Annotated in this window: 22 protein-coding genes and 2 pseudogenes; 2 read left to right on the top strand and 22 right to left on the bottom strand. The window is 60.5% G+C overall.

All coding sequences use genetic code 11. From position 1 onward, the window contains the following. Window positions 1-32: 32 nt before the first annotated feature. The 12 genes and pseudogenes from LPU83_RS65820 to LPU83_RS65875 all read right to left on the bottom strand — a co-directional run bounded on the left by LPU83_RS65820 (window position 33) and on the right by LPU83_RS65875 (window position 14,964). A complete protein-coding gene (locus tag LPU83_RS65820) occupies window positions 33-1,016 on the bottom strand; it encodes a ketopantoate reductase family protein (protein WP_024318169.1) in 984 nt (327 codons plus the stop codon). Window positions 1,017-1,018: 2 nt separating this feature from the next. Beyond that, complete coding sequence (locus tag LPU83_RS65825; RefSeq protein WP_024318170.1) at window positions 1,019-2,215, bottom strand: acyl-CoA dehydrogenase family protein; 1,197 nt, start codon at window positions 2,213-2,215, stop codon at window positions 1,019-1,021. After that, on the bottom strand, window positions 2,215-3,318 hold the full coding sequence (locus LPU83_RS65830; protein ID WP_024318171.1) for an LLM class flavin-dependent oxidoreductase: 1,104 nt from the start codon (window positions 3,316-3,318) through the stop codon (window positions 2,215-2,217). Before LPU83_RS65830 ends, LPU83_RS65825 begins: the two co-directional genes overlap by 1 nt. A gap of 140 nt (window positions 3,319-3,458) precedes the next feature. After that, window positions 3,459-4,550, bottom strand: coding sequence for an LLM class flavin-dependent oxidoreductase (locus LPU83_RS65835; RefSeq protein ID WP_040680893.1), 1,092 nt, complete (start codon window positions 4,548-4,550; stop codon window positions 3,459-3,461). Then, the gene (locus LPU83_RS65840; RefSeq protein WP_024318172.1) at window positions 4,547-6,250 is read right to left on the bottom strand and encodes an ABC transporter ATP-binding protein; all 1,704 of its coding nucleotides are present in this window, start codon (window positions 6,248-6,250) and stop codon (window positions 4,547-4,549) included. Before LPU83_RS65840 ends, LPU83_RS65835 begins: the two co-directional genes overlap by 4 nt. Next, window positions 6,229-7,077, bottom strand: a complete 849-nt coding sequence (locus LPU83_RS65845) for an ABC transporter permease (protein WP_024318173.1) — start codon at window positions 7,075-7,077, stop codon at window positions 6,229-6,231. Before LPU83_RS65845 ends, LPU83_RS65840 begins: the two co-directional genes overlap by 22 nt. Then, on the bottom strand, window positions 7,074-8,084 hold the full coding sequence (locus LPU83_RS65850) for an ABC transporter permease (protein WP_024318174.1): 1,011 nt from the start codon (window positions 8,082-8,084) through the stop codon (window positions 7,074-7,076). Before LPU83_RS65850 ends, LPU83_RS65845 begins: the two co-directional genes overlap by 4 nt. A gap of 33 nt (window positions 8,085-8,117) precedes the next feature. After that, window positions 8,118-9,770 (bottom strand): ABC transporter substrate-binding protein, encoded by a 1,653-nt coding sequence (locus LPU83_RS65855; protein WP_040680894.1) that lies wholly within the window; start codon window positions 9,768-9,770, stop codon window positions 8,118-8,120. Between the two features lie 176 nt (window positions 9,771-9,946). Then, complete coding sequence (locus tag LPU83_RS65860) at window positions 9,947-12,256, bottom strand: molybdopterin guanine dinucleotide-containing S/N-oxide reductase (RefSeq protein ID WP_024318176.1); 2,310 nt, start codon at window positions 12,254-12,256, stop codon at window positions 9,947-9,949. 42 nt (window positions 12,257-12,298) lie between these two features. Further along, window positions 12,299-13,674, bottom strand: a pseudogene (locus LPU83_RS65865) (FAD-binding oxidoreductase). Between the two features lie 106 nt (window positions 13,675-13,780). Next, the gene (locus LPU83_RS65870) at window positions 13,781-14,383 is read right to left on the bottom strand and encodes a 2-hydroxychromene-2-carboxylate isomerase (protein WP_024318177.1); all 603 of its coding nucleotides are present in this window, start codon (window positions 14,381-14,383) and stop codon (window positions 13,781-13,783) included. Then, window positions 14,380-14,964: a TetR/AcrR family transcriptional regulator gene (locus LPU83_RS65875; protein ID WP_024318178.1), complete on the bottom strand. Its 585-nt coding sequence runs from the start codon at window positions 14,962-14,964 to the stop codon at window positions 14,380-14,382. Before LPU83_RS65875 ends, LPU83_RS65870 begins: the two co-directional genes overlap by 4 nt. A 334-nt stretch (window positions 14,965-15,298) precedes the next feature. On the opposite strand from LPU83_RS65875, the pseudogene LPU83_RS72865 reads away from it, so the two are divergent. Next, window positions 15,299-15,597 (top strand): annotated as a pseudogene (locus LPU83_RS72865) (transposase); the annotation flags it as partial. Between the two features lie 150 nt (window positions 15,598-15,747). Here the strand turns inward: LPU83_RS72865 and tnpC are convergent. The 4 genes from tnpC to LPU83_RS65895 form a co-directional block, all read right to left on the bottom strand. Beyond that, window positions 15,748-17,337 carry an IS66 family transposase gene (gene tnpC / locus LPU83_RS65880; RefSeq protein ID WP_037069545.1) on the bottom strand — a complete coding sequence of 530 codons (1,590 nt, stop codon included), beginning with the start codon at window positions 17,335-17,337 and terminating at the stop codon, window positions 15,748-15,750. 54 nt (window positions 17,338-17,391) lie between these two features. After that, complete coding sequence (gene tnpB / locus LPU83_RS65885) at window positions 17,392-17,745, bottom strand: IS66 family insertion sequence element accessory protein TnpB (RefSeq protein ID WP_037069548.1); 354 nt, start codon at window positions 17,743-17,745, stop codon at window positions 17,392-17,394. Next, window positions 17,726-18,145 carry an IS66-like element accessory protein TnpA gene (gene tnpA / locus LPU83_RS65890; protein ID WP_037069550.1) on the bottom strand — a complete coding sequence of 140 codons (420 nt, stop codon included), beginning with the start codon at window positions 18,143-18,145 and terminating at the stop codon, window positions 17,726-17,728. The genes tnpB and tnpA overlap by 20 nt, the downstream gene beginning before the upstream one ends. Window positions 18,146-18,178: 33 nt before the next feature. Then, window positions 18,179-19,136 (bottom strand): IS630 family transposase gene (locus tag LPU83_RS65895; protein ID WP_269148180.1). Its coding sequence is split into 2 segments (ribosomal slippage): window positions 18,179-18,784 and window positions 18,786-19,136, totalling 957 coding nucleotides; the frame shifts between segments, so codons are not numbered across the junction. Window positions 19,137-20,320: 1,184 nt separating this feature from the next. Between LPU83_RS65895 and LPU83_RS65900 the strand changes: the two genes are divergently transcribed. Further along, entirely contained in the window at window positions 20,321-21,073 is a 753-nt protein-coding gene (locus LPU83_RS65900) for a hypothetical protein (RefSeq protein ID WP_157997391.1), read from the top strand. Between the two features lie 247 nt (window positions 21,074-21,320). On the opposite strand, the gene LPU83_RS65905 is transcribed toward LPU83_RS65900, so the two are convergent. The 6 genes from LPU83_RS65905 to LPU83_RS65930 all read right to left on the bottom strand — a co-directional run bounded on the left by LPU83_RS65905 (window position 21,321) and on the right by LPU83_RS65930 (window position 26,438). Next, entirely contained in the window at window positions 21,321-21,944 is a 624-nt protein-coding gene (locus tag LPU83_RS65905) for an ATP-dependent Clp protease proteolytic subunit (RefSeq protein ID WP_024319181.1), read from the bottom strand. Between the two features lie 44 nt (window positions 21,945-21,988). Next, on the bottom strand, window positions 21,989-22,360 hold the full coding sequence (locus tag LPU83_RS65910; RefSeq protein ID WP_024319180.1) for an SRPBCC family protein: 372 nt from the start codon (window positions 22,358-22,360) through the stop codon (window positions 21,989-21,991). Then, the gene (locus tag LPU83_RS65915; protein WP_024319179.1) at window positions 22,357-22,671 is read right to left on the bottom strand and encodes an ArsR/SmtB family transcription factor; all 315 of its coding nucleotides are present in this window, start codon (window positions 22,669-22,671) and stop codon (window positions 22,357-22,359) included. Before LPU83_RS65915 ends, LPU83_RS65910 begins: the two co-directional genes overlap by 4 nt. A gap of 879 nt (window positions 22,672-23,550) precedes the next feature. Beyond that, window positions 23,551-24,732 carry an amino acid aminotransferase gene (locus LPU83_RS65920; protein WP_040680899.1) on the bottom strand — a complete coding sequence of 394 codons (1,182 nt, stop codon included), beginning with the start codon at window positions 24,730-24,732 and terminating at the stop codon, window positions 23,551-23,553. A gap of 61 nt (window positions 24,733-24,793) precedes the next feature. Next, window positions 24,794-25,576 (bottom strand): ABC transporter ATP-binding protein, encoded by a 783-nt coding sequence (locus LPU83_RS65925; protein ID WP_040680901.1) that lies wholly within the window; start codon window positions 25,574-25,576, stop codon window positions 24,794-24,796. Window position 25,577: 1 nt separating this feature from the next. Further along, window positions 25,578-26,438, bottom strand: a complete 861-nt coding sequence (locus LPU83_RS65930; RefSeq protein ID WP_024319082.1) for an ABC transporter permease — start codon at window positions 26,436-26,438, stop codon at window positions 25,578-25,580. Window positions 26,439-26,456 lie beyond the last annotated feature (18 nt).

Genomic DNA, 26,456 nt, shown 5'->3' on the forward strand with positions numbered 1-26,456 from the left:
CCTCTCGATGCAGTCTTAAAGCTTCGTTTGCCTTAAAGGGCAACGCCGTCCAAGACCTCGGCGATACCCCTGGTGCCCGGCGCGTGGCCCTCTAGCGCAAGCCTCGCTGCTGCTTGTTGGAACGCGGTGTTGAGAGGGGCCGCTACGCCGTGGATGCGGCTCAGCCGGACTATCTCGCCGTTCAGATAATCGACCTCGCTCGAAGTCCCGCGGGTGAAGCTTTGCCAGGTCGACTGCTGGCCGGGCTTGATGCCGCTCTCTGGTGCGACCCGCCAGGATGAGATGTCGATTTTCCACTCCGAGGGGGCCGCCGGATCGTAACCGGCGGCCATGAGAACGGCACGTGCCTCTTGCGCCAGGCCGGCTGCGGCCTTTGAACGGATTTCGGGAGGGCCTGCGAAAAGCTCGACCGCATTGGTGACGTTATGCTCCAGCTTGGCCGCCTTCCATCGCCGGATGTCGGGGCGCGCTTCGGCGAGATAGCCCGCGTTTGAAAGATCCGCGACGATCGACAAGGCCGTGTCGTCGAGCCCGTCGGGGTGGCGTCCCAGGGCGACGATGCCGACATTCGGCTCGCCTCCGACAACGACCTCGCCGGTGACGGTGTAGCGCGCCGGAATGCGGATGCTGGCAGCATAGACACGATCGAAGCGCCTCAGTGCGATGTCTTCTGCAGCCAGCCCGTTTTGCAATGTCACGAGGGGCAGTTCGGATGCAAAGCCTGCACCCTCGACCTGCCGCCAGGCCCAGAATTCCGTGGCCGACTCGACATCCTGTGCCTTGACCGCAAGGACTAGAATATCATCCGGCTGAAGCGCCGGTGGCGTAGCCGTGTCGGCGGTGGTGAGCCGGAGCACACGGTGTCCGCCCGGCCGGCGATACGAGAGACCGTGAGCGGCGATATGGGCAATCTGGGCGCCGCGCCCAACGAGCACATAGGGGATGCCATGGATCTCGAACTCGGCCGCGAGGCTCGCGCCGACTGCACCGGCGCCGATGATGATGTAGCGTGTCATGTTCAGGCCGTCTTCAACACAGTGAGATTGACCGGAGGCGCCGATGATGCGTCGCTTTCGCTCTTCCAACGTTCGAAGGCAGCGCGCCCGAGAATGGAGATGGAGGTGTCTTCCTGGGGGGCATGGACGAGCACCGATTGAATGTCCCGGAAATGGCGCTCCAGCCCCAGTTCGTTCCCGAGGCCGGGATTGCCGATGCCACGCACGGCGATCTGCACCGCGTCGCGCAGCTGCCGGCCTGCAAGCAGCCGGGCCCGGATGTGCTTTTCTGCCTCGGCTTGCTTGTCCTTCAGGGCATCGAAAATGATTTGCCGGGCGCCGGAGACGAGAAGGTCGATTTCGCCGGAAAGCGTCACGAAGCGTTCGGTGCGGGCGATCGGATGGCCGAGGTTGGTCGGAACACGTTCGTGAGCAAAGCGGATGAACGCCTCCTGTGCCGCTTCGGCCACCCCGAGATAGAGCGCGGTCAGCGCCAGCGTGATTGCCGCGTGCGCGCGGTTGTCCTGTTGCGCAACGGATGGATCGACCAGATCGATGACATTTTCCAGCGGGATTTCCACGTCGGTGTATTCGACATCATGAGAGCCGGAGGCCCGCATGCCAAGGCTGTTCCAGTTCTCGATGACGCGAATGCCGGGAAGCTCGTTCGGAACGACGAATGTTCCGACCCGGGTGGGTGTTTCATCGGTGTGTGCCCAGACCAGGAAATGAGTCAGACCGTGCGCACCGGTGACGAAGCGCTTGCGGCCGGTGATCGACCAGCCGGATGCGGTACGACGGGCAACCGTCGCCGGCAGGCCGCCACGGGCGGGCGAGCCGAGTTCCGGTTCGACACGCGCGGCATTGAGCAGCAGCGGATGCTGCCTGGCCTGAGTAAGCAGGCGCTTGTAGAGGTCCTCGGGCCAATGGCTTTTCGTTGCCTGACCGAGGTGATTGAAGATCGTCATGGCGCTGATCAGCGCGACCGATGGATCACCGCGGCCGAGGGCCGCAAGGATCGTTGCGGCCTCGTGGAGTGTTGCGCCGGCGCCGCCATATCTCGCCGCGACGGTGCTTTCGAGCAGGCCGCTTTGATGAACCGCCCGGATACCCGTCCAAGGAAAATCCCCGGTCCGGTCCGCCTCGGGAGCTGCGTCCGCAAGAGCGCGCGTCGTCGCGCTCAGCAGACGTGGATCGAAAGCCGTCTCGCGCGCGATCATCAGGCGGCGGCCTTCTTCTTTGCCTCTTCCCGCTCGCGTATGCCCTCGCGCACGAGGGGCAGGATATAGCGTCCGTAATCGACGGCATCGTTGAAATTGTCATAGCCGCGGATGGAGATCAGGTCGGCGCCGAGATCGATATAGTCGAGGATGGAATCGGCAATGGTGCGCGGTGATCCGACCAGTGCGGTCGTGGCGCCGGAGGCGTTGGTCGCCGTGACCGTCGGATACCAGAGTGCGCGATCATGGACGTCGCCACGCGCGGCGATATCAAGGAGCCGCTGCGATCCGACATTGGCGGGGCGAGGGGCAGAGGGCGGCGCGCGATGAAGGCCCTTTTCCCGGTTGTCCTTGAGACGGTCGAGCACCCGGTGTGCCTTCTCCCAGGCCAGTTCGTCGGTTTCCGCAACGATCGGGCGGAAGGTCACCCAGATCCGCGGCCGGTCCGTCCTGCCTGCCGTTGCCGCCTCGGCGTAGATACGTTCGATCTGCTGCTTGGTTTCCGCCAGCGGCTCGCCCCAGAGCCCGAAAATGTCGCCCAGTGATCCCCCGATGCGATACGCGGCATCAGAAGAGCCGCCGACAGAGATCGGGATCAGCCCGTTCGTTGGGCGCACCGCGCTGCGGAACTGCTTGAACTGGTAATATTTCCCATCGAAGTCGAAAGGCTCTTCCGACGTCCAGGCCTGACGCAGGATCCGGATATATTCTTCCTGCCGCTCGTACCGCTCCTCTTTGTTGAGAAAGTCGCCTTCGCGGGCCTGCTCGTCATCGCTGCCGCCGGCAATGAAGTGGACGACGACGCGGCCGCCGCTCAACTGATCAAGGGTGGCAAGCGATTTGGCAGCAACCGTCGGGTAGACGGTATTGGGCCGCAGCGCGACGATGATCTTGATGTTCTTCGTATGCGCGAGAACCGTGGCGCCGATCGTGAAAGGGTCGAAGGACGAGGAGGAGTATGGGATCAGCGTGTAGTTGAAGCCGTAGTCGTCGAGGGCGCGCGAGTAGCGCTCGAGATAGCGGGGATCGACCGGAGCGTCGGGAAGAGGATTGAGATCGTTCGAGGCGTTGGGAAAGCTGACGCTGATGAATTCCGCGGACATGGGAGCTCCTCTGATTGTCGATGGTGGTCGAAAGTTAGGCGGCAGACAAAGGCTAAGGAAGACAGGTCTTTCTATTTCTACTGAAACTATAGAAAATATCTCTAACCCGCAGCTCCCTGCTTTAAGATCCGGTGTAGGTTTTACCAGTCCGGTGACCAGCCGAGGCTCGGGGCGATGGTCCCGGCAAGGTCGGTCAGCAGCTGGATATTCTCGGCGAGGCCGAAGGCCGGCGGCAGGAAGAAAACGATCTCGTCGGCCGCAGCGAGCCCAGGATCACTCAGCACCGCTTCGATTACCTGATCCGCTGTCCCGTGGAAGACGGGCGAGATCTGGCTTCCAGGCGGTTGGTTGGTTCGCGAGCTCGGTTCGAGAGCGCCCTTCGGCCGCGATGCGGCGATGCCTTGGGTACGGCGCTCGAGATCATAGGCTGCGTATTTCTCGCGAAGCTCCGGCGTCGTGCCGACCAGGACCGAAGCCGCCACGGCGACAGGCGGCGGCTCGCTCGTCCGCTGCTTTCGCCAGTTGGCCCTAAAGGCCTCGATGCAACGGGCCTGATAGCTTCCGAAACTCTCACCCTCGGCGTGGTCGTGCTGTACGGTTCCGGCGATCAGGCCGATGCCGAGTTCGGCGGCCTGGATCGCTGACCCGAGGCTGGCGGAACCTTGACGGATGCGCGAGCGAAGGGTCGGACTGTGCGGTGTCACCCTCAGTTGGCTGCCTTCCGCGACACCCTGGCCTGGTTCTGCGACGGTGTGCAGAACCTCGCCGGAGATCGCGGACAGGAAGCGCGCCTGACGGCGCTTGGCTTCCGTCCTGGCGTCGGTGTCGACCGTGCCGAAGACGGCATCGAAGGCTGCGTTGGCGCCGGTCGAGATCGCCAGTTCCAATCGGCCCCCAATCAGGAGGTCGGTAGTGCTTGCGGCTTCCGCCAGCAGGATAGGGTCCTGATAACGCATCGGAATGACGGCAGAACCCAGCACGATATGGCTGGTATGCTGACCTGCCGCGGCGAAGAAGGGCAGCGGCGAGGATAGATAGTGGTCGAAATGCCGCTGATAGGCCCAGCCTGACTGGTAGCCCAGACGTTCGGCCGCCTTGAAAAGCTCGATGCCTTCCCGCAAGCCGTGTGCGGGGCCGATTTCATCGGTGAACGAGACACGCGTGTTGAACCCGAGCCGCTTCTTCGGACGGAATGACGCCAACGGTGTCGGGGCGGGGGCGATGACGGTCATGCGATCTTTTCCCCATTGAAGATCTGCCGCTGCTGCAGGGGCTGGGTTCGCGCAAAGCGCGCGGTCCCTGACGGGATCGATTCCAGCAGCGAGCGGGTGTAGGGCTGGCGGGGCGTGTCGAAGATCTCTCCGACAGTACCGTGCTCGACGATGCGACCGCGCTGCATGACAGAGACCGTGTGGGCAAGCTGGCGCACCAGCGCCAGATCATGCGACACGAAAACATAGGTGAGGCCGAGCTTGACCTGCAGCGACAGCAGCACTTCGACGATGTCGGCCTGAACGCTGACGTCGAGCGCCGAGGTAGGCTCGTCAAGCACGATCACATCGGGTTTCAGGACAAGCGACCGGGCGATGGCAACGCGTTGGCGCTGGCCGCCCGACAAGGCGGCCGGCTTGCTGGACAAGAGATGCCCGCCCAGCCCGACATCTGCGAACGCCTTGTGCACCGCGAGTGCCCGCTCCTGATGTGTTCCGATCCTGAAGCGGTCCAGCGGCTCGCGCACGATTTTCTCGACGGTCCAGGTCGGATCGAGGGATGTGAACGGGTTCTGATAGACAAGCTGCAGGTGCCGCCAGACAGAGCGAAGCTGCTCGGGGGACCGACCGTTCACCTGTTCGCCGCCAACGGCGATCTTTCCGGTATCGGGTTGCTCCAGCCCGAGCAGAAGGCGGATGGCCGTCGTCTTCCCGGATCCGGATTCCCCGACCAGCGCATGCGTCGTGCCCGCCTGAACCTCGAACGAGACGTCGTTGACGGCGGTCAGAACCTTGCCGTCGACGGTGAAATTCTTTGTTACGCCGCTGACCTCGATCTTCGGTGCCTTTTCGCGCCTCGCGACAAGGTGCCGGAAACCGGGCTCTCGCAATGGCCTGTAACGGTCAGGATTGAGCGCCGGCACGTCGCCATGGAGTTTTCTGGCGTAGGACGAGGAAGGGGCGGAGAATACTGTAGCGGTGTTTCCGGCTTCCTGGATCGCGCCGTCCTTGAGGACGACAATAGAATCCGCGCGCTCGGCTGCGATCGCCAGGTCATGGGTGATCAGTAGAAGGCTGATCTGCAGCTCCTCCTGCAGCTTCGACAGCAGGTCGAGAATGCGCTTTTGGATCGTCACATCGAGTGCGGAGGTCGGCTCGTCTGCGACCAGCAGCGACGGCCGCGGCAGAACGGCGAGACCGATCAGAACGCGCTGTAGCATGCCGCCGGAAAGCTGGTGGGGGTAGGAGTCATAGGCACGCTGCGGATTGTCGAGCCCGACCTGCGCGAATGTCTCCAGAATGAGCGCCTTGCGAAGCGCCTTGTCCGGTTCGTCCAGCAGTGCGGCGGCTTCCATTGCCTGCGCGCCGATGGTGCGAACCGGGTTCAGAGAATTGCCGGGGTCCTGCGGTACGAAGCCGATCCTGCGTCCCCTGAACGGGCGAAAGCGGCGCTCAGGAAGCCCCAGAAGCTCCTGGCCATCGAATTCGACGCGGCCGGTGGCGTGCCCCGTTGCGGGAAGCAGCCGCAGGACGGCGCGGGCGATCGTCGATTTGCCCGATCCGGATTCGCCGATCAGCGCGAGACTTTTGCCGCGTCCAAGCTCGAAGCCGACACTGGTCACGACCTTGTGGGTACCGTAGGCCACCGACAATCCTTCGGCCCGCAGCAATGGGGAAGATGGGCGATTCAAAAACGTGGTCAGTCTGTCTTGCGGAGCCATCGGCTGATCCTGTTTACAGAGAGAACGGTTGCGATCGTGACGAGGGCCGGGGCGTAAACCAGCCAGGGCCATTTGAGGTAATCCTTGCCGATCGAGATCAGCAGGCCCCAATCGGAAGCAGGCGGCGGGTCGCCGTAGCCAAGGAAGGCAAGGCTGGCGATCACCAGGATGGAATCGCCGAACTGCAGGACGGCAAGCGGCAGCACCGATCGCGATGCGTTCGGAAGCACGTGGCGCCACAGAATGTGCCAGCGCGATCCGCCGAGCAGGAAGGACGATTCGACGAATGTCGCCTGCCTGGTCTTGATGACTTCGGAGCGCATCACCCGGGCAAAAAGGGCAACGGCGGAGACGCCCGTCGCGATTGCTGCATTGGTCGTGTCGAAACCAATTGCGGTGACGACGATGACGGCAAGCAGGAATTTGGGGATTGCCAGCAAGACATCGACGAGGCGGGCAAAGACAGTGTCCACCCAGCCGCCGAAGAAACCGGCCAGCAGCCCGATAATTCCGCCGGCGACAACGCCGATCACGACCGCGATCAGAGCGCTCGCCACCGATGAGGCCGTGCCATAGACGACGCGTGCGTAGAGGTCGCGGCCGAGATGATCGGTGCCGAACCAGTGCGCTGCACTCGGGCCGAGCAATTTCTGGGCGGGGGTGCCGTTCACCGGATCGTAGCTCGTGAAGAGGCCAGGCGCCAAGGACCAGGCGATCGCCAGGGCGACGACCAGGAACGACAGGATCACGACTGGCGGGACACGCAGGCCCGTTAGGCGGCCGATCAGCGGCACACGCGGAATGGAAGAAATCGAGGCGAGCGTCATGGGGTCACCGCCTTCGATATGGGAAGAGAGCTGTCATCAGCGGTCGTCGGGCGACGCGGCTGCGTGCCGAGGAGTTTCACGCGAGGATCGAGCAGCGGGTAGGTCAGGTCGGCGATCAAGTTGACGACGACGAAGACCACCGCCGCGAGCGAAACGACGGCCTGTAGGACCGGCAGGTCCTGAGTGCTGACCGACCGCTGCACCAGGCTGCCAAGCCCGTTGCGGCCAAACACCGTCTCGGTGATCAGCGAGCCCCCGAGCAACTCGCCGATCGTCAGAGCGACGACCGTGATGACGGGCAGCGATGACGGCTTCAGCAGGTGCATGACGAAGAGCCGCATCTGGCCAAGTCCCCGGCCGCGTGCGACTGCGGCGTAGTCCTGGCCGGACTCATGGTCGAGATTGGCAATCAGGACTTCGGCAATCTGCGCCGAGATCGGAATGCCGAGGGCGATCGCTGCGAAAATCGTTGCCCAGAAGCTGTCGGGCTCGATGACGCGAAAGACGCCGAGCTGGAAACCGAAGAGGTGGATCAGCACCAGTCCGATCACGAAGTTCGGAACCGACAGGAACAGCGAGGGGAAGCCGCGCAGCAGACCCTGTCCGTAGCGTCGGGGCAAAAATTGTGTGCCGTAAGCGATGATCGTTGCCAGGAAAAGCGCGACCGCAAGGCCGGCCGAGGCAAGCACGAGGGTCGATGGCAGAACCTCGCCGATCAGCGTCGCCACTGGTCTGTTGGTCCGCATCGACAGGCCGAGATCCCCTGTCACGAAGCCGGAAAAGGCGTTCCAAAGCTGCACGGGGATCGGCTTGTCCAGTCCCTGCGCAGCGATGATCTCCTTGATCTCATCCGGCGTGAAGCCGTTTTGCGGGTTGTTGAGGACATTGGTAATCGGATCGCCGGGCAGGATGCTGACGACGACAAAGGTGAAGACATAAGACAGCAGGATCACGACGATCGCCTGCAGCAGCCGTTTTCGGGCATAGTTGAAATAGGCTTTGCTCATGCCCATCACCTCTGTGTCTGTTGAAATGCCGGGCTATTCGCTCTTCGTTGCCGTGTAGTAGCTGGCATAGGCGACGCCGTTGTAGATTTCGCCCTTGAGCTTCGGCGACTGCACGTAGATGCGCTGGACGATCTGCGTTCGCGGAATGAAGTAGCCCTGGTCGAGGACGTATTTCTGCAGCTCGTCGAGAAGCGGCTTGCGAGCGTCGATGGAGCCGGCGCCGGCGATCTTGTCGCGCAGATCGTTGAGGGTCTTGTCGCTCTCGTCGAGCGCAAACCAGTTCTCGCCATTGTTGGCGCTGGTCAGAATGCCGGCGACTGTGCCGGCGTCGATGAAGGAGCGCGTCACCTCATAGGCAGGCACTCCGGCGCCGCCATACTTGACCTTCTGGCCGAACGTGACCACGTCATAGGCGCGGATATTAACCTTCCAGCCGATCTTGCCGAGCTGCTGCGAAATCAGTTCGTCGATCGACTTCGATGTTGCGAGGTAGGGATTCGAATTCAGCGTCAGCAACAGCGGCTTGCCATCCTTGACGCGGATGCCATCCGAGCCCTTCTTCCAGCCTGCCTCGTCGAGAAGCTTCTCCGCCTTTTCAGGATTGTAGGCCAGCAGCGCGCTCTGGTCGGTCGCACCCGGAACGTTGCTCTGGATGAAGGAGGTCGCAAGCTTCCAGTCGGGCGTATAGACGGTGTCGATGATTTCCTGGCGATTGATGCCGGCCTGAAGCGCCTGGCGAACCTTCACGTCGTCATAGGGGGCAAGCTTGGTGTTAACAGCCCAGCCGTTGACGAAGCCGAGATAGCGGGGCGTCGCCACCGTCAGGCCTTCCGACTTGAGGGATTCAAGCTCCTGAGGCGACGCGTTGTAGGCGACGTCTGCCTGGCCGGACTGGACTGCCGCAACGCGCAGCGACGGTTCGGAGACGAGCTTGTAGGTGATCGTATCGAGATGGGCGGGACCGGTCTGGCCGACCGCTGTCGGGCCCCAGTTGTAATCCTTGCGCCTGGCGAGCTTGACGTAGTCGCCCTCCTTCCAGGACTCGACGACATAAGGCCCGCTGCCGGAGGTCTTGCCCAGGTCCGCCTGGGCGCTTGCCGGCGAGGCGATGGTCTTCGGGGAGATGAGGATCGAGCCGTGGTAGCCGAGCGTCGGGATGAAGCCGAGGGTCGGCTTCTTGAAGAAAACCTTAACGGTTGCCGCATCGACGGCTTCGGCATGATCGTAGGTTTTGGGGAACAGGCCGATTGGATTGATGCCCTCGCTCTTGCGCCCGGCATACCAGATGTCGAGATTGGCGACGACGGCTGCCGCATCCAGCGGGCTGCCATCGGAGAAAGTCACGCCGGTCTTGAGATGCAAGGTGAATTCGGTCGCATTGTCGTTCTGCTCCCAGCGTTCGGCGATCCACGGGCTGACCTTGCCATCGGCATCGACGTAGAGAAGCTTGTCGGTTACATGACCCCAGATATGGCCCTGAAAACTGGAGATCGCGCTGTTGTTGGGGATCCAGGTGTCGCCCAGGGAGTCGATCAGGAACACGACGTCTCCGCCATCATGCGCTCCGTCCTCAGCCAGGGCCGGGGTTACACTAGCTGTCGCGACCAGAGCGGCAAATGCCAGTGCAGAGGTGGCGGTCAGCAGACGACGACGGGAAAGAAGAGGGCGGAAAGAATGGTCGTTCATGAAGCGGTCCTGTTTGGTTGCCGGGCTGACTACGAACAGGAGCCTATGGTAGTGGATCGATTTCGAGAAAGACTGGTTGTTCTTTTTCGACCAAATTTGTAGATTATTTTATCAGCGCAATCTGAAGCACGAGGATCAGGATTTCCAGCAATTGCTAGCGCGATGAGCTCGATCGCTCAGGCGTTCTGTTCCTCGATGAACGCCATCCCGTCGAGAATGCGCACCGGCGGCAATTCTCCGGCATAGCGCTGGACATCGACCTTTGTCAGCTGTCCGGTCGAGGCCTGGGCAAGCTGCGACGTGCCGGCATCACGGGTGAGGATATTCGGGTTGCCATGAATGCACATGGCGATCTCGGCATCGGCATCATCAGGCTCGAACCAAGCTCCGGTGGCAAGCTGCATCACTCCAGGTTTCACATCCGCGCTGATCACCGCAGCCGCCAGGCAACTGCCGCGGGCGTTGAACAGCCTGACGATATCGCAATCCGAAATGCCACGCTCTGCCGCATCCACCGGGTTGATGCGCACCGGTTCGCGGCCGTTGATCTTGGTGGAGCGGCTGAAGTCGCCGTAGTCCAGCTGACTGTGCAGGCGCGAGTGCGGCTGATTGCAGACGAGATAGAGTGGATAGCGGCCCTCCGCCGCCTTCGCCGTCGGGTCCGGTTCAAACCAGCGCGAATGGCCGCGGCAATCGTCATAGCCAAAGCTTTCGATCGTTTCGGAGAAGATCTCGATCTTGCCCGATGGCGTGGGCAGCGGATTGGCGTCCGGATCGGTCCGGAATGCGCGCGCAGGGCCACCATCGTCAGGTTTTACCGGGAGTTGCAGTTCGCCCATCTCCCAGAACGTCTCAAAATCCGGCGCGGGGTGACCAGCGGTGGCAAGTGCCGCGCGTGTTTTCTCGAAGAGGAAAGCGAGCCACTCGCGGTTCGACCGGTTCTCGGTGAATTCGCCGCGCTTGCCGAGGCGCTCTGCGATATCTGCGAATATCTCATAGTCATCGCGTGCTTCGCCGACTGGTTCGATCAGCCTCTTCATTGCGATCATTATCGGATCATGGTCGGCCGCGCCGATATCGTCACGCTCAAGCGTCGTGGTCGCGGGCAGGACGATATCGGCGTGGCGTGCCGAGGACGTCCAGGCCGTCTCGTGCACGATGATCGTCTCGGGCCTCTTGAACGCCTGACGAAGCCTGTTGAGATCCTGATGATGATGGAACGGGTTGCCGCCCGCCCAGTAGACAAGGCGGATGTCGGGATAGCACAGAGCCTGGCCATTGTAGTGGAACGCTTCGCCCGGGTTCAGCAGCATGTCGGCGATCCGTGCGACGGGAATGAAATCCGGCACTGGATTGTGGAATTGCTTGAGCGTCGGCAAGGGAACGGCGAGCTGGCTTTTGCCGATGTTGCCGAGCGCGCCGAGCGAATAGGAAAAGCCGCCGCCATCGAGCCCGATCTGGCCGAGCATGGCCGCGAGCACGATCCCCATCCAGACCGGCTGTTCGCCGTAGTCGGCGCGCTGCAGGGAATGGCTGACGGTGATCAGCGTTCGGGCGTTGGCCATGCGCCGCGCCAGATCCACGATCGTCTGGGTCGCGATACCGCAGATACCGGCTGCCCATTGCGGGCTCTTCTCGACGCCATCCTCGCGTCCCAGCAGATAAGCCTCGAAGCGTGGATAGCCTGTCGTATAGCGGTTGAGAAATCCCCGATCGTGACGTCCCTCGCTGACGAGGACGAAGGCGATCGCCAACATGAGCGCGACGTCGGTTCCAGGGGTGACCGGCAGCCATTCGGCATCGAGATCACTCGCAATGTCATCCTTGAGCGGGCTTATGAGTACGAAGCGGGCGCCGCGCGCACGGGCACCGCTCAGCGCCGGGCGCACGACGTGCCGGCTGATGCCGCCGCCATGGACGTCGGTGTTCTTGACCGCCATGCCGCCGAAGGCAACGATCAGCTCGCTGCTGCGTTCGATTGCGTCCCAGGTGACGCTCTTTCGGTCGAAGGTATCGTAAGGACCGAGCACATGCGGAATGATGACCATCGCCGCGCCTGAACTGTAGGTATTGACCGATCTGACATATCCGCCGAGCACGTTGAGGAAACGATGGATCTGGCTTTGGGCGTGATGAAACCGCCCTGCGCTGGACCAGCCGTACGAGCCGCCGAAAATGGCCCGCGGTCCGGCTTCGGCGTGAACACGGCGAAGCTCGTTGGCGACAAGATCGAGCGCTTCCGGCCAGCTGACCTCGACATAACCGTCGCTCCCGCGTTTCGCGGCATTATCGGGCCTGCCTTGAAGCCAGCCGCGCCTGACGGCCGGGCGCCGGATGCGGGCGGGGCTATGGGCGATTGCGGGCAGATTGCCGAGCAGGGGAGATGGGTGTGGGTCGGCGGGATGCGGGCGGATTTCGAGGGCTTCGCCCTGATGCCGTCCAAAGAATGCGCCCCAATGAGAGCTGTGGGGTTTGAAGCCGTCCATCGCACCGTCTCCCGTGAACAACGTTGGAAAGATCGGCAACACTCACACCGGCAGGATCTTGCCGGGGTTCATGATGCCCTGGGGATCGATGGCTTGCTTCAGCAGGGCCATCAGCTCGACGGCGTCTCCGTGTTCCTGACGTAGATAGCCGATCTTGCCGGTGCCGACGCCATGTTCCCCGGTCGAGGTTCCGCCGACAGAGATTGCGTGTTCGACCATCGCCTCGTTGATGGCCGCGACCTCGGTGAGTTCCGCCGTGTTTTCGGGATCCACGGCGAAGACTACATGATAGTTGCCGTCGCCGACATGGCCGAGAATGGCAGCCGGAACACTGCACTCCTGCAACAGTGCGCGGGTCCTGAGAATGCAGCCGCTGAGTTCCGATACCGGAACGCAGACATCGGATGACCAGCCCTTGGCATTCGGTCTCTGCGAGACGACTGCGTAGAATGCGTTATGCCGGGCCTTCCAGAGGCGATTTCGCTCCTCTGGCGCATTGGCCCATTCGAAATCCTTGCCGCCGTGATCCTTGACGATTTCCGCAACCAGTTCGACCTGCTCCTGAGCCGAGGCAGGAGACCCGTGGAATTCGAAGGCGAGGGTATCTTCGATCTTCAGCGAGAGGCCGGAATAGGCGTTGGAGGCAGCAATCAGGCCGCGGTCCAAAAGCTCTATCCGCGAGATAGGGATGGCAAGCTGCACGATCGCGATCGCGGCCTTCACCGCCTGCTCCACGCTCTCGAATGAGCAGAGGGCTGCCGAAATGGTTTCCGGAACGCCCTGGAGCCGCAAGATGACTTCGGTGATGATGCCGAGCGTGCCTTCCGAGCCGACGAAGAGGCGCGTGAGATCGTAACCGGCAGACGATTTGCGCGCCCGGCCACCGGTGCGAATGATCTGACCCGTTGGCAGCACGACGGTCAGCGACAACACATTTTCGCGCATGGTGCCGTAGCGCACGGCGTTGGTGCCCGATGCCCGTGTCGCCGCCATGCCGCCAATCGACGCGTTGGCCCCAGGGTCGATCGGGAAGAACAGGCCTTGGTCGCGCAGATGCGCGTTGAGCTGCTCGCGCGTGACACCGGCCTGGACGGTGCAGTCGAGATCCTCGGCGCTGACGCGAATGATCTGTGACATCTGCGAAAGATCGATCGAAACGCCACCGCGCACTGCGGTCAGGTGCCCCTCGAGCGAGGTTCCGGCGCCGAGGCGATGACGGGCACGCCTGCCGCGGCGCAGAGCCGGACGGTTTCGGCTACGTCGTCGGTGCTTTGCGCGAATACCACGGCATCCGGGATTGCCAGTGTGTGATGGGACTCGCCGCGGCCATGCTGCTCGCGCAGCGCCTGCGAGATCGAGAAGCGATCGCCGAACCTTGCCTGCAATTGGCCCGATAGCTCAGCGGATAGGATACCCATCTTTCACGTCCTTTTCGGTGCTGACCGTGCCAGCCGAAATCGCGCCATGCCGTCACGATCAGGCATGGATGCAGATTGACCGGTACCAAGTCTCAAAAGTGAGCCGTCAGACGGCGATCTTCTCGCCGTTCAGGTGGCGCTCAAGGAAAGGCAGGCTGTCCTGCCCCCAGTAAAGTTCGTCTTCGTAGCGAAACGTCGGAAGGCCGAAGACGCCGGAGTTCCTGGCGCTTTCGATATTGGATCTCCAGATCGATTGGGTGGCCTCGGCCTGAGCGCGTTCTTCCAGCTTCGCCCCGTCGATCCCTACAGAACTGGCGATCGCCTGACGCACCTCGCTCCGCCCGATATCCGCCGCGTCCGTCCAGAATGCCGTCTGCAGCGCGCGGGTGAGCCCGAGCCAGTCCAAGCCGTCCTCGATGGCGGCGATGACCATGAAGCCGGCGGGCGTGGGATCGGACAGGGCAGCACGGTTTTCGAAGTTCAGCGCCTTGCCGCGCAGGAATGCCCAGCGCTTCAAGTCCTTGGTCCAGTAGGCACGCCGGGCTTCCGGCCGGTTGCGGGAATAGATCCCGCCGTTGTCCTCGATCACCGAGATCAGATGTGGTCGGATCGACGCTCCATGTCTCAATGCAAGTTCTGAAAAAGCATCAAGACCAATGAAGGACCAGGGTGAACCGATGCCGAAGAAATAGTCTATTGCCTTTGTCATGCTCTGCCTTTTTCAGCGGTCTTGATCGAAGAAAGTGCGGTGTCGAATACGAAGAGAGCGCAGTCTCTGGCGGTGAGAACAGCCTGGGGATCGCGACCAACGGCGACGGTCGCCAGAGCTCCTTCGTAGAGGAGAGAAAGATGAGCGGCCGGCTGGGCGGCCTCTACACCCGCTCTTTCCATCAGCGCGCGAAACATCTGGCTGACGGTCGCCTTGTGGGCGCGCGCGACGGTAACAACGCGTTCTGAATCGCCGTGCTCGGCCACCGCCAGGGCGAACGCGCATCCACGAAACTCGGGGCTGTCCGCCTTCTCATGCAGCCGCTCGAAGATGAGATTGAGCTGATCCCGCGGGCTCGGGACTTCGTTCAAAACCTCTTCCAGAGAGCGGATGACCCGCTCGTGACGGTCCTGAAGATAGGCCGCCACGAGATGATCCTTGGACGGGAAATGCCTATAGAGCGTTGCCTTGGCGACCTTGGTTTCTTCGATGATGCGGTCGATGCCGACAGCGCGGATGCCTTCGCGGTAGAAGAGTGCGCCGGCAGACGCGAGGATGTGATCTGAAATTGAAGCTTTCATCGAACTGCTTGCGGAGCCTTCTCAAAACGTGCGCCCTGACATGCGAGTGCAGCAAGAGAGGTTTCTATGCGCGCCAACCGATAAGAGAAAGACAGGTCATTCCGTTTGGATGCATCGTTGGAAATATTTTTTGCTCTGATGCCTGTGGAAGCGTCTTTGGACCTGCGTGAAGATCGTCAGGAAGGTGGCACTATATTGGATCGGATCGTCTTCTACAGCGATCTCTGCCGGCTTGTGCAGCCTTCGAGGCTCACTATCTCTAGTGTACCCCAAACCGGCGCATCGCCATGGATCGAAGCGCGGCCGATATGCTGTCGAAAGTCTGCATCGAAATTCTATCGAGTTCACGCGTTGCCGTCCCTACCGCAAGAATGATCGGGCTTTCGTCGAGCAGAAGAATGGGTCGATCGTTCGCCGCATTGTTGGTTATCATCGCTATGAGGGGGTCGAGGCCGCTGCGACCCTGACCGATCTCTACCGATCGGTGCGCTTCTTCATAACTTCTTTCAGCCATCCTTTAAGCTGCGGGAGAAGCATCGCGATGGCGCAGTGGTCAAAAAGATCTATCATCCTCCTGCAACGCCCTATCAGAGGCTCTTGGCAGATCCGAGAACACCAACCGAAGTCCGAAATTAGAGCGCCGTACCTTTAATCGAACCCATAGCCTGCGGCTGTAAAATAGTTTCGACATTCTTGGCTGTTGAAGAGTAAGCGCGATTTTCGATGCGTATTGACGCCTGTTCCACACCGAACGGCGGATAGCATCGGTCGCGGTATCCGGCTCTATTCGGTCGTGGAGGTCTTGGAGAAGTTGAACGGGAGCAGGTCGCCGATGTCGGCATTCTCTTCGCGCTGTGGCAACTCGGTGAGTACGTGGCGCAGCCAGATCAGAGGGTCGACGCCACAGGCGCGGCATGTCAGCATCAGACTGTAAATCACAGCACTGGCCTTGGCTCCGTCAGCAGTGTCGCTGAACAGCCACGATTTTCTTCCGGTCGCAAAAACCCTGATGTCGCGTTCCAGGATGTTGTTATCGATCGGCATCCTGCCGTCGCTGGTGTAGCGCGTCAGATAATCCCATTGGTTCAGGGTGTAGGACACAGCATCGCCGAGCTTGGTATCCGGCACGACCTTCGGCGCGATGTTATCGAGCCACGTCTTGAGGGCGTTCAGGACAGGCAAACTGTGCTGTTGCCGGAAGCGGCGAATGCAGGCGGCCTGCGTTTCACCGGCGTCGGGCTTTATCTCTCGCGCCTGCCTCTCGATCCGGTAGAGCTGCTCGAAGAACCTGAGCGCTTGCTCCGGCGGGCCGCCGCCATTCTTTCTTGCCTTGAGGGCTTCGACGAAGCGCCGCCTGGAGTGAGCCATGCATCCGACATGGGTTGCGCCATGCAATGTGCGCCAGGCTGTGTAGCCATCGCTCACCAATATGCCGCGGTAGTCACCAAGGAAGGTCTGCGGGTGGATCTGGCCGCGCCCGGGCTGATAATCGAGCAGTACGATTGGCTGGTCACTGTCCTCGCCGCTGCGATAGGCCCACATGTACGATGTGCTGGTGGCCTCCTTGTCCTTTTCCTTGAGGACTTGAACCGTCGTCTCATCGCCATGAATGAGAGGCTGCGATCGCAACCGCAGTTTCAGCGCATCATAGATGCGGTGCAGATGCTTCTCGCTTGAGCCGATGACCCAGTGAGCGAGAGCGCCGCGGCTGATCGGAACACCAGCACGCTCGAATGTCTGAGCCACGCGGTAAAGCGGTGTGCCGTCGACGTATTTGTGGACGAGCGCGAAGGCTAACGTCGAGGCGGTAGCGATGCTGCCCGGCAGGGGCTGCGTCGGCATCGGTGCGATCACGACGGGTGTGTTGATCCCGGTGCGGTCGCAATGGCGGCAAGCGTACTTGAACCGCACATTCTGTAGGACCTTTGCCTTGACCTCGATATGGAGCTGCTCGGTAACAGCCTCGCCCATGCGATGCATCTGACCCTGGCAGCAGGGACAAGACTTCTGATCGTCGGGGAGGTCATATTCGACGCGCTCGCGTGGCAGGTCTTCTGGCAGAGGTCTGCGTCCACGCTTCTTTCCCGTTTGACCTTCTACCGCTGGCAGGCCGGTGTCCGGAAGCTCGACAACATCGCCTGCTTCGCTGCCATCCTCGACCGCAGCCTCTTCGGCCTCGTTGAAGAGACGATCAATGTGCTTTTCACTGCGGGGGGCAAAGCGATGGAGTTTTGCCAGTGCAAGCTCTTCTTCCAGCTTGACGACCCGCTGCGAGAGCGCTTCCTTCTCGGCTTTGAGCGCAGCGATTTCGGCAGCATTGGCTGCCAATTGCGCCATCAGTTCTGCAATGCTCGGTTCGCCGGTGCGAGTCATCAGATTCTTGAATCTGAACCGCCCAGCCGCGTCAACTGCTCAATTCGACATCCGTCAGCCGGCAATCTGATATTGCCGCACCGGATGGCGCACCATTGCGTCGATATCGATGCCATCGAGGATCCAGTGAAGCTGTTCTGTCGTCAGCATGACCACCGGCACCTCGCAACGGGGCCATCTGAACCTGTCCTCGGTCAACCGCTTCAGGACCATCACAAAACCGGAACGATCAAAAAACAGCAGCTTCATTCGGTCACGCCGGCGATTGCAGAAGGCAAAAACCGCAGGCGCAAACGGATCCAGCGCCATCGTCTCCTGGACCAGGACCGCCAGGCTGTTGATGCCCGCGCGGAAGTCGATCGGTTCGCGATGCAGGTAAACCTTGAGATCACCGCCCAGTCTGAACATGACCCAGCGCTCCTATGATTGCTTCCAGCACTTCCACACCGGCGCACTCGACGGTCAGGCTGACCCCGTTCGGCAGGAGTGCGCTCACCTTGGATGCGGGAAGGCACTGGCTCAATGGCTTGGTCTTCTTCAGATCGCCAGCAGAACCCGAGTGCATATCCGGAGCAATCTGAACCGGAACGAACGCCGAGGCCAAAGGCAATTGACGCTCCGCTCTGGACTTCTTCATCCACTTCCGGACGAGATTCGCATTGACGCCGTGCTCCAGCGCCAGCCGCGAGACCGAAACGCCGGGTTCTAAGCACGCCGCGACAAGCTGATCTCTCGACGCAGGGTCATATCGACGGCGGCCGTCGCGACCAACAAGCCGTACCTGCAGTTTAGGAGCATCTTCATCCATGATTTGGTGTCCACCTATTTTTTGGTGGACGCTTCATGCCTCACAGCACTCCGCTACAGAAGGCGCACAGAAATTAGCGCTTACGTTGAAGAGGTTGCAGATGGATCCGAGCGCATTTGAGAGTGCGTCAAACGTGCGAGCGGCGGCGGCTCGGAGATGGGCCTTAATTTTGGCGAAGGCCATTTCGATCGGGTTCAAATCTGGCGAATAAGACGGCAGAAACAGGAGCCACGCACCAACTTCCTTGAGGCAGGCTTTGGCTTTATCGCTCTTGTGAACGCGAAGATTATCCAGGATGACGACATTGCCTGGTTCGAGTGTCGGCGCAAGCTGGGTCTCGATGTAGGTGTCGAAGATTTCCCGGTTCATCGGCCTGTCAATAATCCAGGGCGCAGTAAGACCGAAACAGCGCAAGCCTGCAATGAATGTCTGTGTCCCCCAGTGGCCAAAGGGCGCATCCGTGATGAGACGCTCGCCGCGCGGGGAGCGCCCACGCAGTCTCACCATCTTTGTGTTCACCGAGGTTTCGTCCAAGAAAACAAGTCGATGCGGTTCAAATCGCATCCGGGGTTGGCGTTTCGAAATCCAGACATCACGATCCTTTCGGATATCAGCGCGAGCGCGTTCCGACGCCATTATCTGTTTTTTTATATGTGTATCCCTGCGTTATCAAAAACCGCGACAGGGACGATGGTGGAATAACCAATCCATGTTCATCCTCAAGGCGACGGGCAAGCTCTGGCATGGTGATATCCGGTTTGCCTTCGACCTGTGCGACCAGGAAATCGCGAAACGCCGACAGTTTCCCTGCACCTGGTGGCCTTCCTTGACGCGCGGGGGTTATCAGCCCAGTCCGCTCCCGGCGTTGCAGCAGCTTGATCGCACTGCTGTCGCTGATTGCGAAATGACGGGCAGCGGCTCGCCGTGATTGGCCGCTAGCGACCATGGAAACAACACGCTGACGAAGATCAACAGAATGAGATTTACCCATGTGATTCACCTCCAACCGCAGTGAATCACACCAATACCCTCGTGAAAACCCCACTCGATTCTCAATTCAAGTGCGATGCGCTAGCTATCGCACATCTGCGATCAGTTGGATCCTGTGAAACTATTGCGCGATATTCGAACAGCGCAGCAGCGTCTTGTCGAGGTTGCCAGCAATCGCCTCGCTGTCAACAGCCACGCCGGATATCGAAACGTTCTTGCAGAACCTGAGCCACGCCTGGACGGAAGGCGAAATCCGTCCGACGGCCAAAGCGAAACCAAAACTGCGCCGAGAGCGACGTAGACCAGACCCGCTCATCCGCGTGACCGACGATCTCCGCTCTTGGTTTGAGGAGGAACCTTGGCGGACAGGCCGCGAGTTGCTCTAGCGGCTTCAAGCGCGTTATCCGAATGAGTACCCCGACGGACTCCTGCGAACAGTGCAACGGCGCGTCAAAGAGTGGCGTCGAAATAAAGCCCATGCCATGATCTTCGGCGCAAATTCCGAAACAGCTCAACTCTCCGCGACTTGAACGCTCACAGCGGAAAGGAGCAATCTTGTGAGGCAATGGTCCAGGAGACCAGGAACATTCACAAACGAGGCAATACGGCATCTCATCCTGATCGTCGCGCTATACGCGCTTCGATGCAAGCTATAAGCCTGCCGCCTTGTCGCAAGGGAGAACTGTTAGAAAGCCACAGGTTTAGCCGTCCAGTTCACTCTCGAAATCGCATACGCATGCCGGCATAACGCAGCCTAGTACCGGCATGCGCTCCAGATCTATACTGCCAAACCTGCTGGACCGCTGACGGTCCCAGGCCTGCCAAAGCGGAGGGTAATTAATTGCAAAAGTTCGCATATTTATAAAGCTGAACGACCGGGTCGTAGGTTCGACCCCTTTCAAGGATGCCAAATCGTTGCATACCAAAGTCCAGCAATATCCCTGAACGACTAAAGGCGCAGTCTGTGAAGACCACGCCTAGCCGAATTCCGTTTAGACTCTCCAAGTGCCATGGTAAGGCCATGGGCTCGCAACACCATTGTGCCACCACTCAGCGAGTAGCTTTGTTATAGGGAAAAGAGACTCGCATTGCAAGGGGGAGCAAGTGTCCAGCATCACCAAGCGGCATGTGCCGACATCACATCTACTGGGTGAATAACTGACATTCGTCCCCACCCCGCAGCAGGTGGATCACTTCAAGGCGGACATGCGCACCCTTAACCCGACCCTCTTACGCGACAGTATCCACGAAGGGGTTCAGGTCCAGGCCCTACAGCAGATACCCATACCTGAGCAGAGGCTGGTGATCCACAAGATCTATACTCGCAAGGTGAAAGAATTTTCGTCGATCTACCCCTTCGTGTTCGCGGTGGAGAACGCACTGCGCTCGGTGCTCGCCGACTACTTAGAGGAACGCTTCGGGCGGATGGAGTGGTGGACGCTGGTCCGCAATGCCCGGCAGAACGGGCAGAGCTATACTGCCTTTCCCAACATTCTCGGTACGCCCGTCAATCCAGCCTTCGTGAAAGCTGTCTGGCGAGTCTTCGACAATATGGTCAATCAGCAGCATATCAACAATGTTACCGGCAACAACAAGACCGACGAGTTCTACTACTGCCTTACCCTGGGTGACCTCTGGACGATTATGCAGGCAGATTGGCCTCTGATCCGCAACATGTTCGCTACGGACGTTCTCGGCTTCACTTTCACGAAAACCATGTTCAACGACACGATGCGGGTCATTAAGGAGACACGCAACGAGCTGTTTCACAGCAATCCGATTAAGGACCGCAAGAAGATCGTCGACGCCTGCGAGCGGATCCTGAACGGATTGCAATTTCACCTCGGCGACTACGACCATGATCTTGGGGCCGCGCAATCTGTGCGCGTGCCGGCGACCGTCGCGAGGGCGCAGCGCCACGTCATACCGGCGCGCTGACGGACGGGATGCGTACCCGTCTCAGGGCCGGGGCGCAGCTCGAGGTGGGGGTTCTTGATGATTCAACGTGAAGTCAAACCACGCAAAGGGAATAATAAGCGTTTGGATACAATAGCTTCTTTGGCAAGAGCGCGGCACGTCGGTTCATATCCACTCAAGACCGGTGAATGCAAAGAGGCTCGATCGAAACCCGCGCGTGAGGTGCGTTCGCGAAGTAGCGGTCGCGCCGGATTGCGCCGGGCTCGTTTCACGTCGCGCCGACGTGGTCGGTGGCAACTGCCCGAACCTGCAGAATGCGGTCAATAAGGCCCCATTCCAATGCCTCTTCCGCCGTCATGAAGCGGTCGCGATCCATCGCTTGCTCGAATTCTTCGTAGGTGCGGCCGCAATGCTCGGCGTAGAGCCGTGTCATGCGATGCTTGGTCTTCTGCATTTCCTCGGCATGGATCAGCATGTCCGATGCCTGTCCTTGGAATCCACCCAGCGGCTGATGAATATGGATGCTGGCATTGGGAAGCGCAGTGCGTTCGCCCGGCTGGCCGGACATCAACAGGAACGAGCCCATCGAGCGGGCGGTTCCCATGCACAGCGTATGCACCGGGGCGTGAATGTAACGCATCGTATCGTACATCGCGAGACCGCTGGTTACGACGCCACCTGGCGAATTGATGTAGAGATGGATCGGCCTTTTGGGGTTTTCGGCTTCGAGAAACAGCAATTGTGCGCAGACAAGCGCCGAGACCGTGTCGTTTACCTCCCCGTTGAGGAAGATGATCCTCTCACGAAGTAGGCGGGAATAGATGTCGAAAGACCGCTCTCCTCTGCTGGATTGTTCGACGACCATAGGGACGAGTTGCATTGCTTCGCGCATCGGCGAACTCCAATCATTCGAGATTTTCGGGAGGGCTTGCCGCGTCAGGCGGCGAGCATGAGAGTCGGGCTGTTGCCGTTGGCGACCGTTTTCGCCAGCCGCTCGAAGGTCGCCCCGGTCAGCTCGTGGACGATCCGCAGGCTGGTTCCGCCCGATCCATTCGGGGCGATCGTGAAGGTGACGGTGCTTTCGAGATGGGGCGGGGTATCGTCGCGCAATTTGTAGCGGATTTCCTTACACGGCGTTTCGGAGAGCGAGCGTGGATCGGCAAGCGCCTCCCTCGGCAGCCACTTCTCCCGGAATTCCGCGATGCTGATCGCCCGCCAGACCTTCTCCGGCGACGCGTCCAGTTCGTATCTCTGCTCGAAACCGCTTTCCTGCACCTTCGCCTGTACCTCGGCCTTCACGTCGTTCATTGATCCATATCCTTCAGCAAGAGCTTGAGAGCGTCGATGCGAGCCGGCCAGTAGGCGCGGTATTTCGCCAGCCATTGCGCGATAAGAGCCAGCCCGTCCGGATCGACTTCATAGTTCACGAAGCGGCCCTCCTTTTGTTCACGCACCAGCCTTGCCGCTCGCAGTACGGCGAGATGTTGGGACATCGCCGGCTGGCTGATATCCATGCCCTGGCGCAGCGTGGTGGCATTCATGCTGCCCTTCGCGAGCTTTTCGAAAATCGTGCGGCGGGTCGGATCCGCCAGAGCGCGGAAAATATCATGTTCGATCATGATTACACATAAGCACACACTTATGCGATTCGCAAGCCTGCCTGGAGCCGGACCGGGATTTCGTGGTGGCCGGATTGCGATACTGCACTCGTCGAGAACGACACACAGCTGATCACCGAGCGCTTCCCGGAGTTTACGAACGAGACGGGGATGAGAACGAAGCTGGGTCATCGCGCCGCCTATGCTGCCCGGCCGAGGCGGTCAGATATGGCGGATCGGTAGTTTGCCGGGCGAAGCTTGGAGAAGGTCGCGGCGTCTGCCTGCAACGTTCCCGCCACTGCCAAGGTCACACCGATCTGCTTCGGGTCGCCCAGCCGCTGGAGTGGCCAGCCGAAGGAAACTGGCCGATACGCCGGCGCCGCCCTGCAGGTGAATAGCTTCCAAACGCTCACCGAAGCCGTCGCAAATGGCATCGACCCCTGACGCATAGCGAACTTCGCCACACAAGCCGCATTAGGGTCCTGTCTGAATTCCTCGCCAAAGAGTTCCAGGCGCTGCGGCCGCTGCTTCATGGCGATCGAGCTTTGAGGCTTTAGTCCTTTGTGGCTTGGTATGGCATAGCGAGAACCGCGAGCGGCCACATCCTCGATTTCTACAGTGGCGCCGAGAGAACTGCTTCAAGCACTGATTTCCTAGCGATGAGTTAGGTCGCCAGCTGTTCGATTCCCTTCAAGAGCGTGGGTTGCGGCTCATCGCAGAAGCTCGTCGTTCAATGATATGGAGAGTCGGAACTTCAAATCTACTTAAGACGATCCTCGCTGTCAGAGCTCGTTGCCACGATCTCGAATGGCGTTGAGGCTTCAATTTGCTGAGGTATCAGTTCCAATCAGCAGAATACGCGCCATACCTTCATCAACTGAGCTGGCAAAGGTCTCAGGCTCAGAGCACCGAAACAACAGCCTTGGCGAGGTCATCGAGCCGGTCTTCCCTGAGGCCCGCGACGTTGAAGCGGGAATCGCCGACCATGTAGATCCCGAACTCGTCTCGCAGGCGGTCGACCTGCGCTTCGGTCAGGCCGAGGCGCGAGAACATGCCGCGGTGGTCGGCGATGAAGTCGAAGCGCGAGGAGTTGGACTGGCGACGGAGCGCCTCGGCAAAGCCCTTGCGCAGGTTGAGCATGCGAAGCCGCATGGCTTCGAGTTCGGACTTCCAGTCGGCGCACAGCGCATCGTCTTCGAGGATGATGCGGACGGCGGCGGCGGCATGGTCCGGCGGCATGGAATACAGCACGCGGGTCGTGGCGAGCGCCTGGCTGCCGGCGATCTTTGCGCCTTCTGCGTCCTTGCCCATCAGGATGACGGCGCCGACGCGGTCGCGGTAGACCGAAAAGTTCTTCGAGCAGGATGTGGCGACAGCCATTTCCGGCATCTTGCTGGCGAGCAGGCGAACGGCGGCGGCGTCTTCCTCCAGACCATCGCCGAAGCCCTGATAGGCAAGATCGACGAAGGGGAAGAGGTCGCGTTCGACGAGAAGATCCACGACCGGAGCCCACTGCTGGATCGTCAGATTGGCGCCGGTCGGGTTGTGGCAGCAGCCGTGCAGCAGAGTGATGTCACCGGCCTTCGCCTGCTTCAATCCCTCTAGCATCGCATCGGCCTTCACCGTGCCGCTTGCGGGATCGAAATAGGGATAGGTCGCGGTTTTGAAGCCTGCAGCCTTCAGGATCGGCACATGGTTCGCCCAGGTCGGATCGGAGAGCCAGATGGTTGCGTCAGGCCGGGCCTTTGCGAGCAAGTCGGCGATCGTGCGCAGCGCGCCCGAGCCACCCGCCGTCTGGCAGGCGAACATGCGCGACAGGTCGGCCTTCTTGCCAAAGACCAGCTGCAGCATGGCCTTGTTGAAACCCTCATCGCCTGCCATGCCGACATAGGTCTTCGTCGTCTGGCTTTCATAAAGGCGCTTCTCGGCCTCGCGCACGGCCCGCATGATGACGGTCGCACCCTGCGAATTCTTGTAGACGCCGACGCCGAGATCCATTTTCGTCGGCCGCGCGTCGTTCTTGTACAGAATCGAGAGGTTGAGGATCTTGTCCGGCGGGGCGGCGGAGAGGGTCTCGAACATGGCTTTTCCTTTGGATTGAGATCAAGTGCGGAGCTGCTTCAGCGGTCCCCCATTGGCGGAATCAATGTTCCAATTCGCTTTGCGAGCCGGCGCGGATTGCAGCAAGCACCTTCTTTTGAAGCGCAACGAATTCTGACGAGGCGATCATATCCTGGCTGCGTGGGCGGGCGAGGCCGACATGGAAGGTCGCGTTGATGCGTCCTGGATTGATGCTCATCGCCACGATACGGTCGGATAGATAGACGGCTTCTTCGACATCGTGGGTGACAAAAAGAACGGTCAGCCGATGCTCTTCCCAGATTTGGGTCAGGAGCTCCTGCATCTGGTGACGGGTCAGAGCGTCGAGGGCGCCAAACGGCTCATCCATCAACAACATTTTTGGGCGGTAGGATAGGGCACGCGCAATGGCGACACGCTGTTTCATCCCGCCCGACAGTAGAGATGGAAATGCATCGGCGAACTTGGCGAGCTTTACCAGTTCAATGTGATGACGGGCGACATCCCGGCACTCAGCTGTCGGTAGTCCGGCCGCCTGCAGGGCAAATTCCACATTCTGTTGTGCAGTCAGCCACGGCAGCAGTGTGTAGGATTGGAAGACAACGCCGCGATCGAGCCCTGGGCCGACGATCGGCGCACCGTCCGTCAGAAGAACGCCATTGTCGAAGCCCTGAAGTCCGGCGACGATAGACAGCAGCGTACTCTTGCCGCAGCCGGATGCGCCGACCAGGGAGACGAACTCGTTGTCGGCGAGTTCCAGGTCGATACTGCTGAGGGCATGAACGCGGTTTTTCCTGCCACCATACCACTTGTCGAGACCCTCAATCTTAAGTTTGGATTCGCTCATCTCAATGCCTCGAAGCGTAACGGAAGAAGACACGCTCGAGGGCCTTCATGCTCTGGTCTGTGATCAGACCGAACAAGCCAAGGAGCAAGATGTAACCAATGATCGTCTGCGTCTGGAAATATCGCTGAGAGACGACGATGCGATAGCCGAGGCCGGATGTCGCCGCGACAAGTTCTGCCAGCACAAGCCAGGTCCAGGCCCAACCAAGGCTGATGCGCAGCGTGTCCCAGATGCCGGGGAGGGCGGACGGCAGGACGATGCGGCGCAGGATCTTGGTCTCCGACATGCCGAGCGTGCGGCCTAGTCCGACGAAGTCGGTTGGCACACGCTTGACGCTGTCCATGACCATCAGCACCTGCTGGAAGAAGGTTCCGATAAAGATGATGACGAACTTTTGGATATCGCTTGTTCCGGCCCACAGAATGGTCAGCGGAACAAAGGCGACGACAGGCATATAGCGGACGAAGTCCACGAAGGGCTCGATGGCCGCTTCCCAGGTCTTGAAACAGCCGATCATGATCCCGATCGGGATCGCCAGGGCCGATGCAATAAGAAAACCGACGAGCATGCGATAGATGCTGATCCCCGCATCGGTCCACAGCGTGCCATCCATCGCCAGTTCTACCATCTTTACCCACACCGCTCCAGGCGAGGGCAGGAAAATCGGTTTCACCCAACCGGTGACGGTAGCAACCCACCACACGGCGAAGAGCAGGGCAAAAACAGCAACCGCAATCAGGAAAAACGACTGACCACTGATCGGATCCCCGATCCGAAAGGCACTGGGTGGTCTACCGACGCCCGCGCGCGATTGCGCGCGGGGCCTTTCCTTCGGTGTCGACGACAATTCTGAGCTAGACATTACGGTCCCGTTGGTGGC

The organism is Rhizobium favelukesii (assembly GCF_000577275.2).
Lineage (GTDB): Bacteria > Pseudomonadota > Alphaproteobacteria > Rhizobiales > Rhizobiaceae > Rhizobium > Rhizobium favelukesii.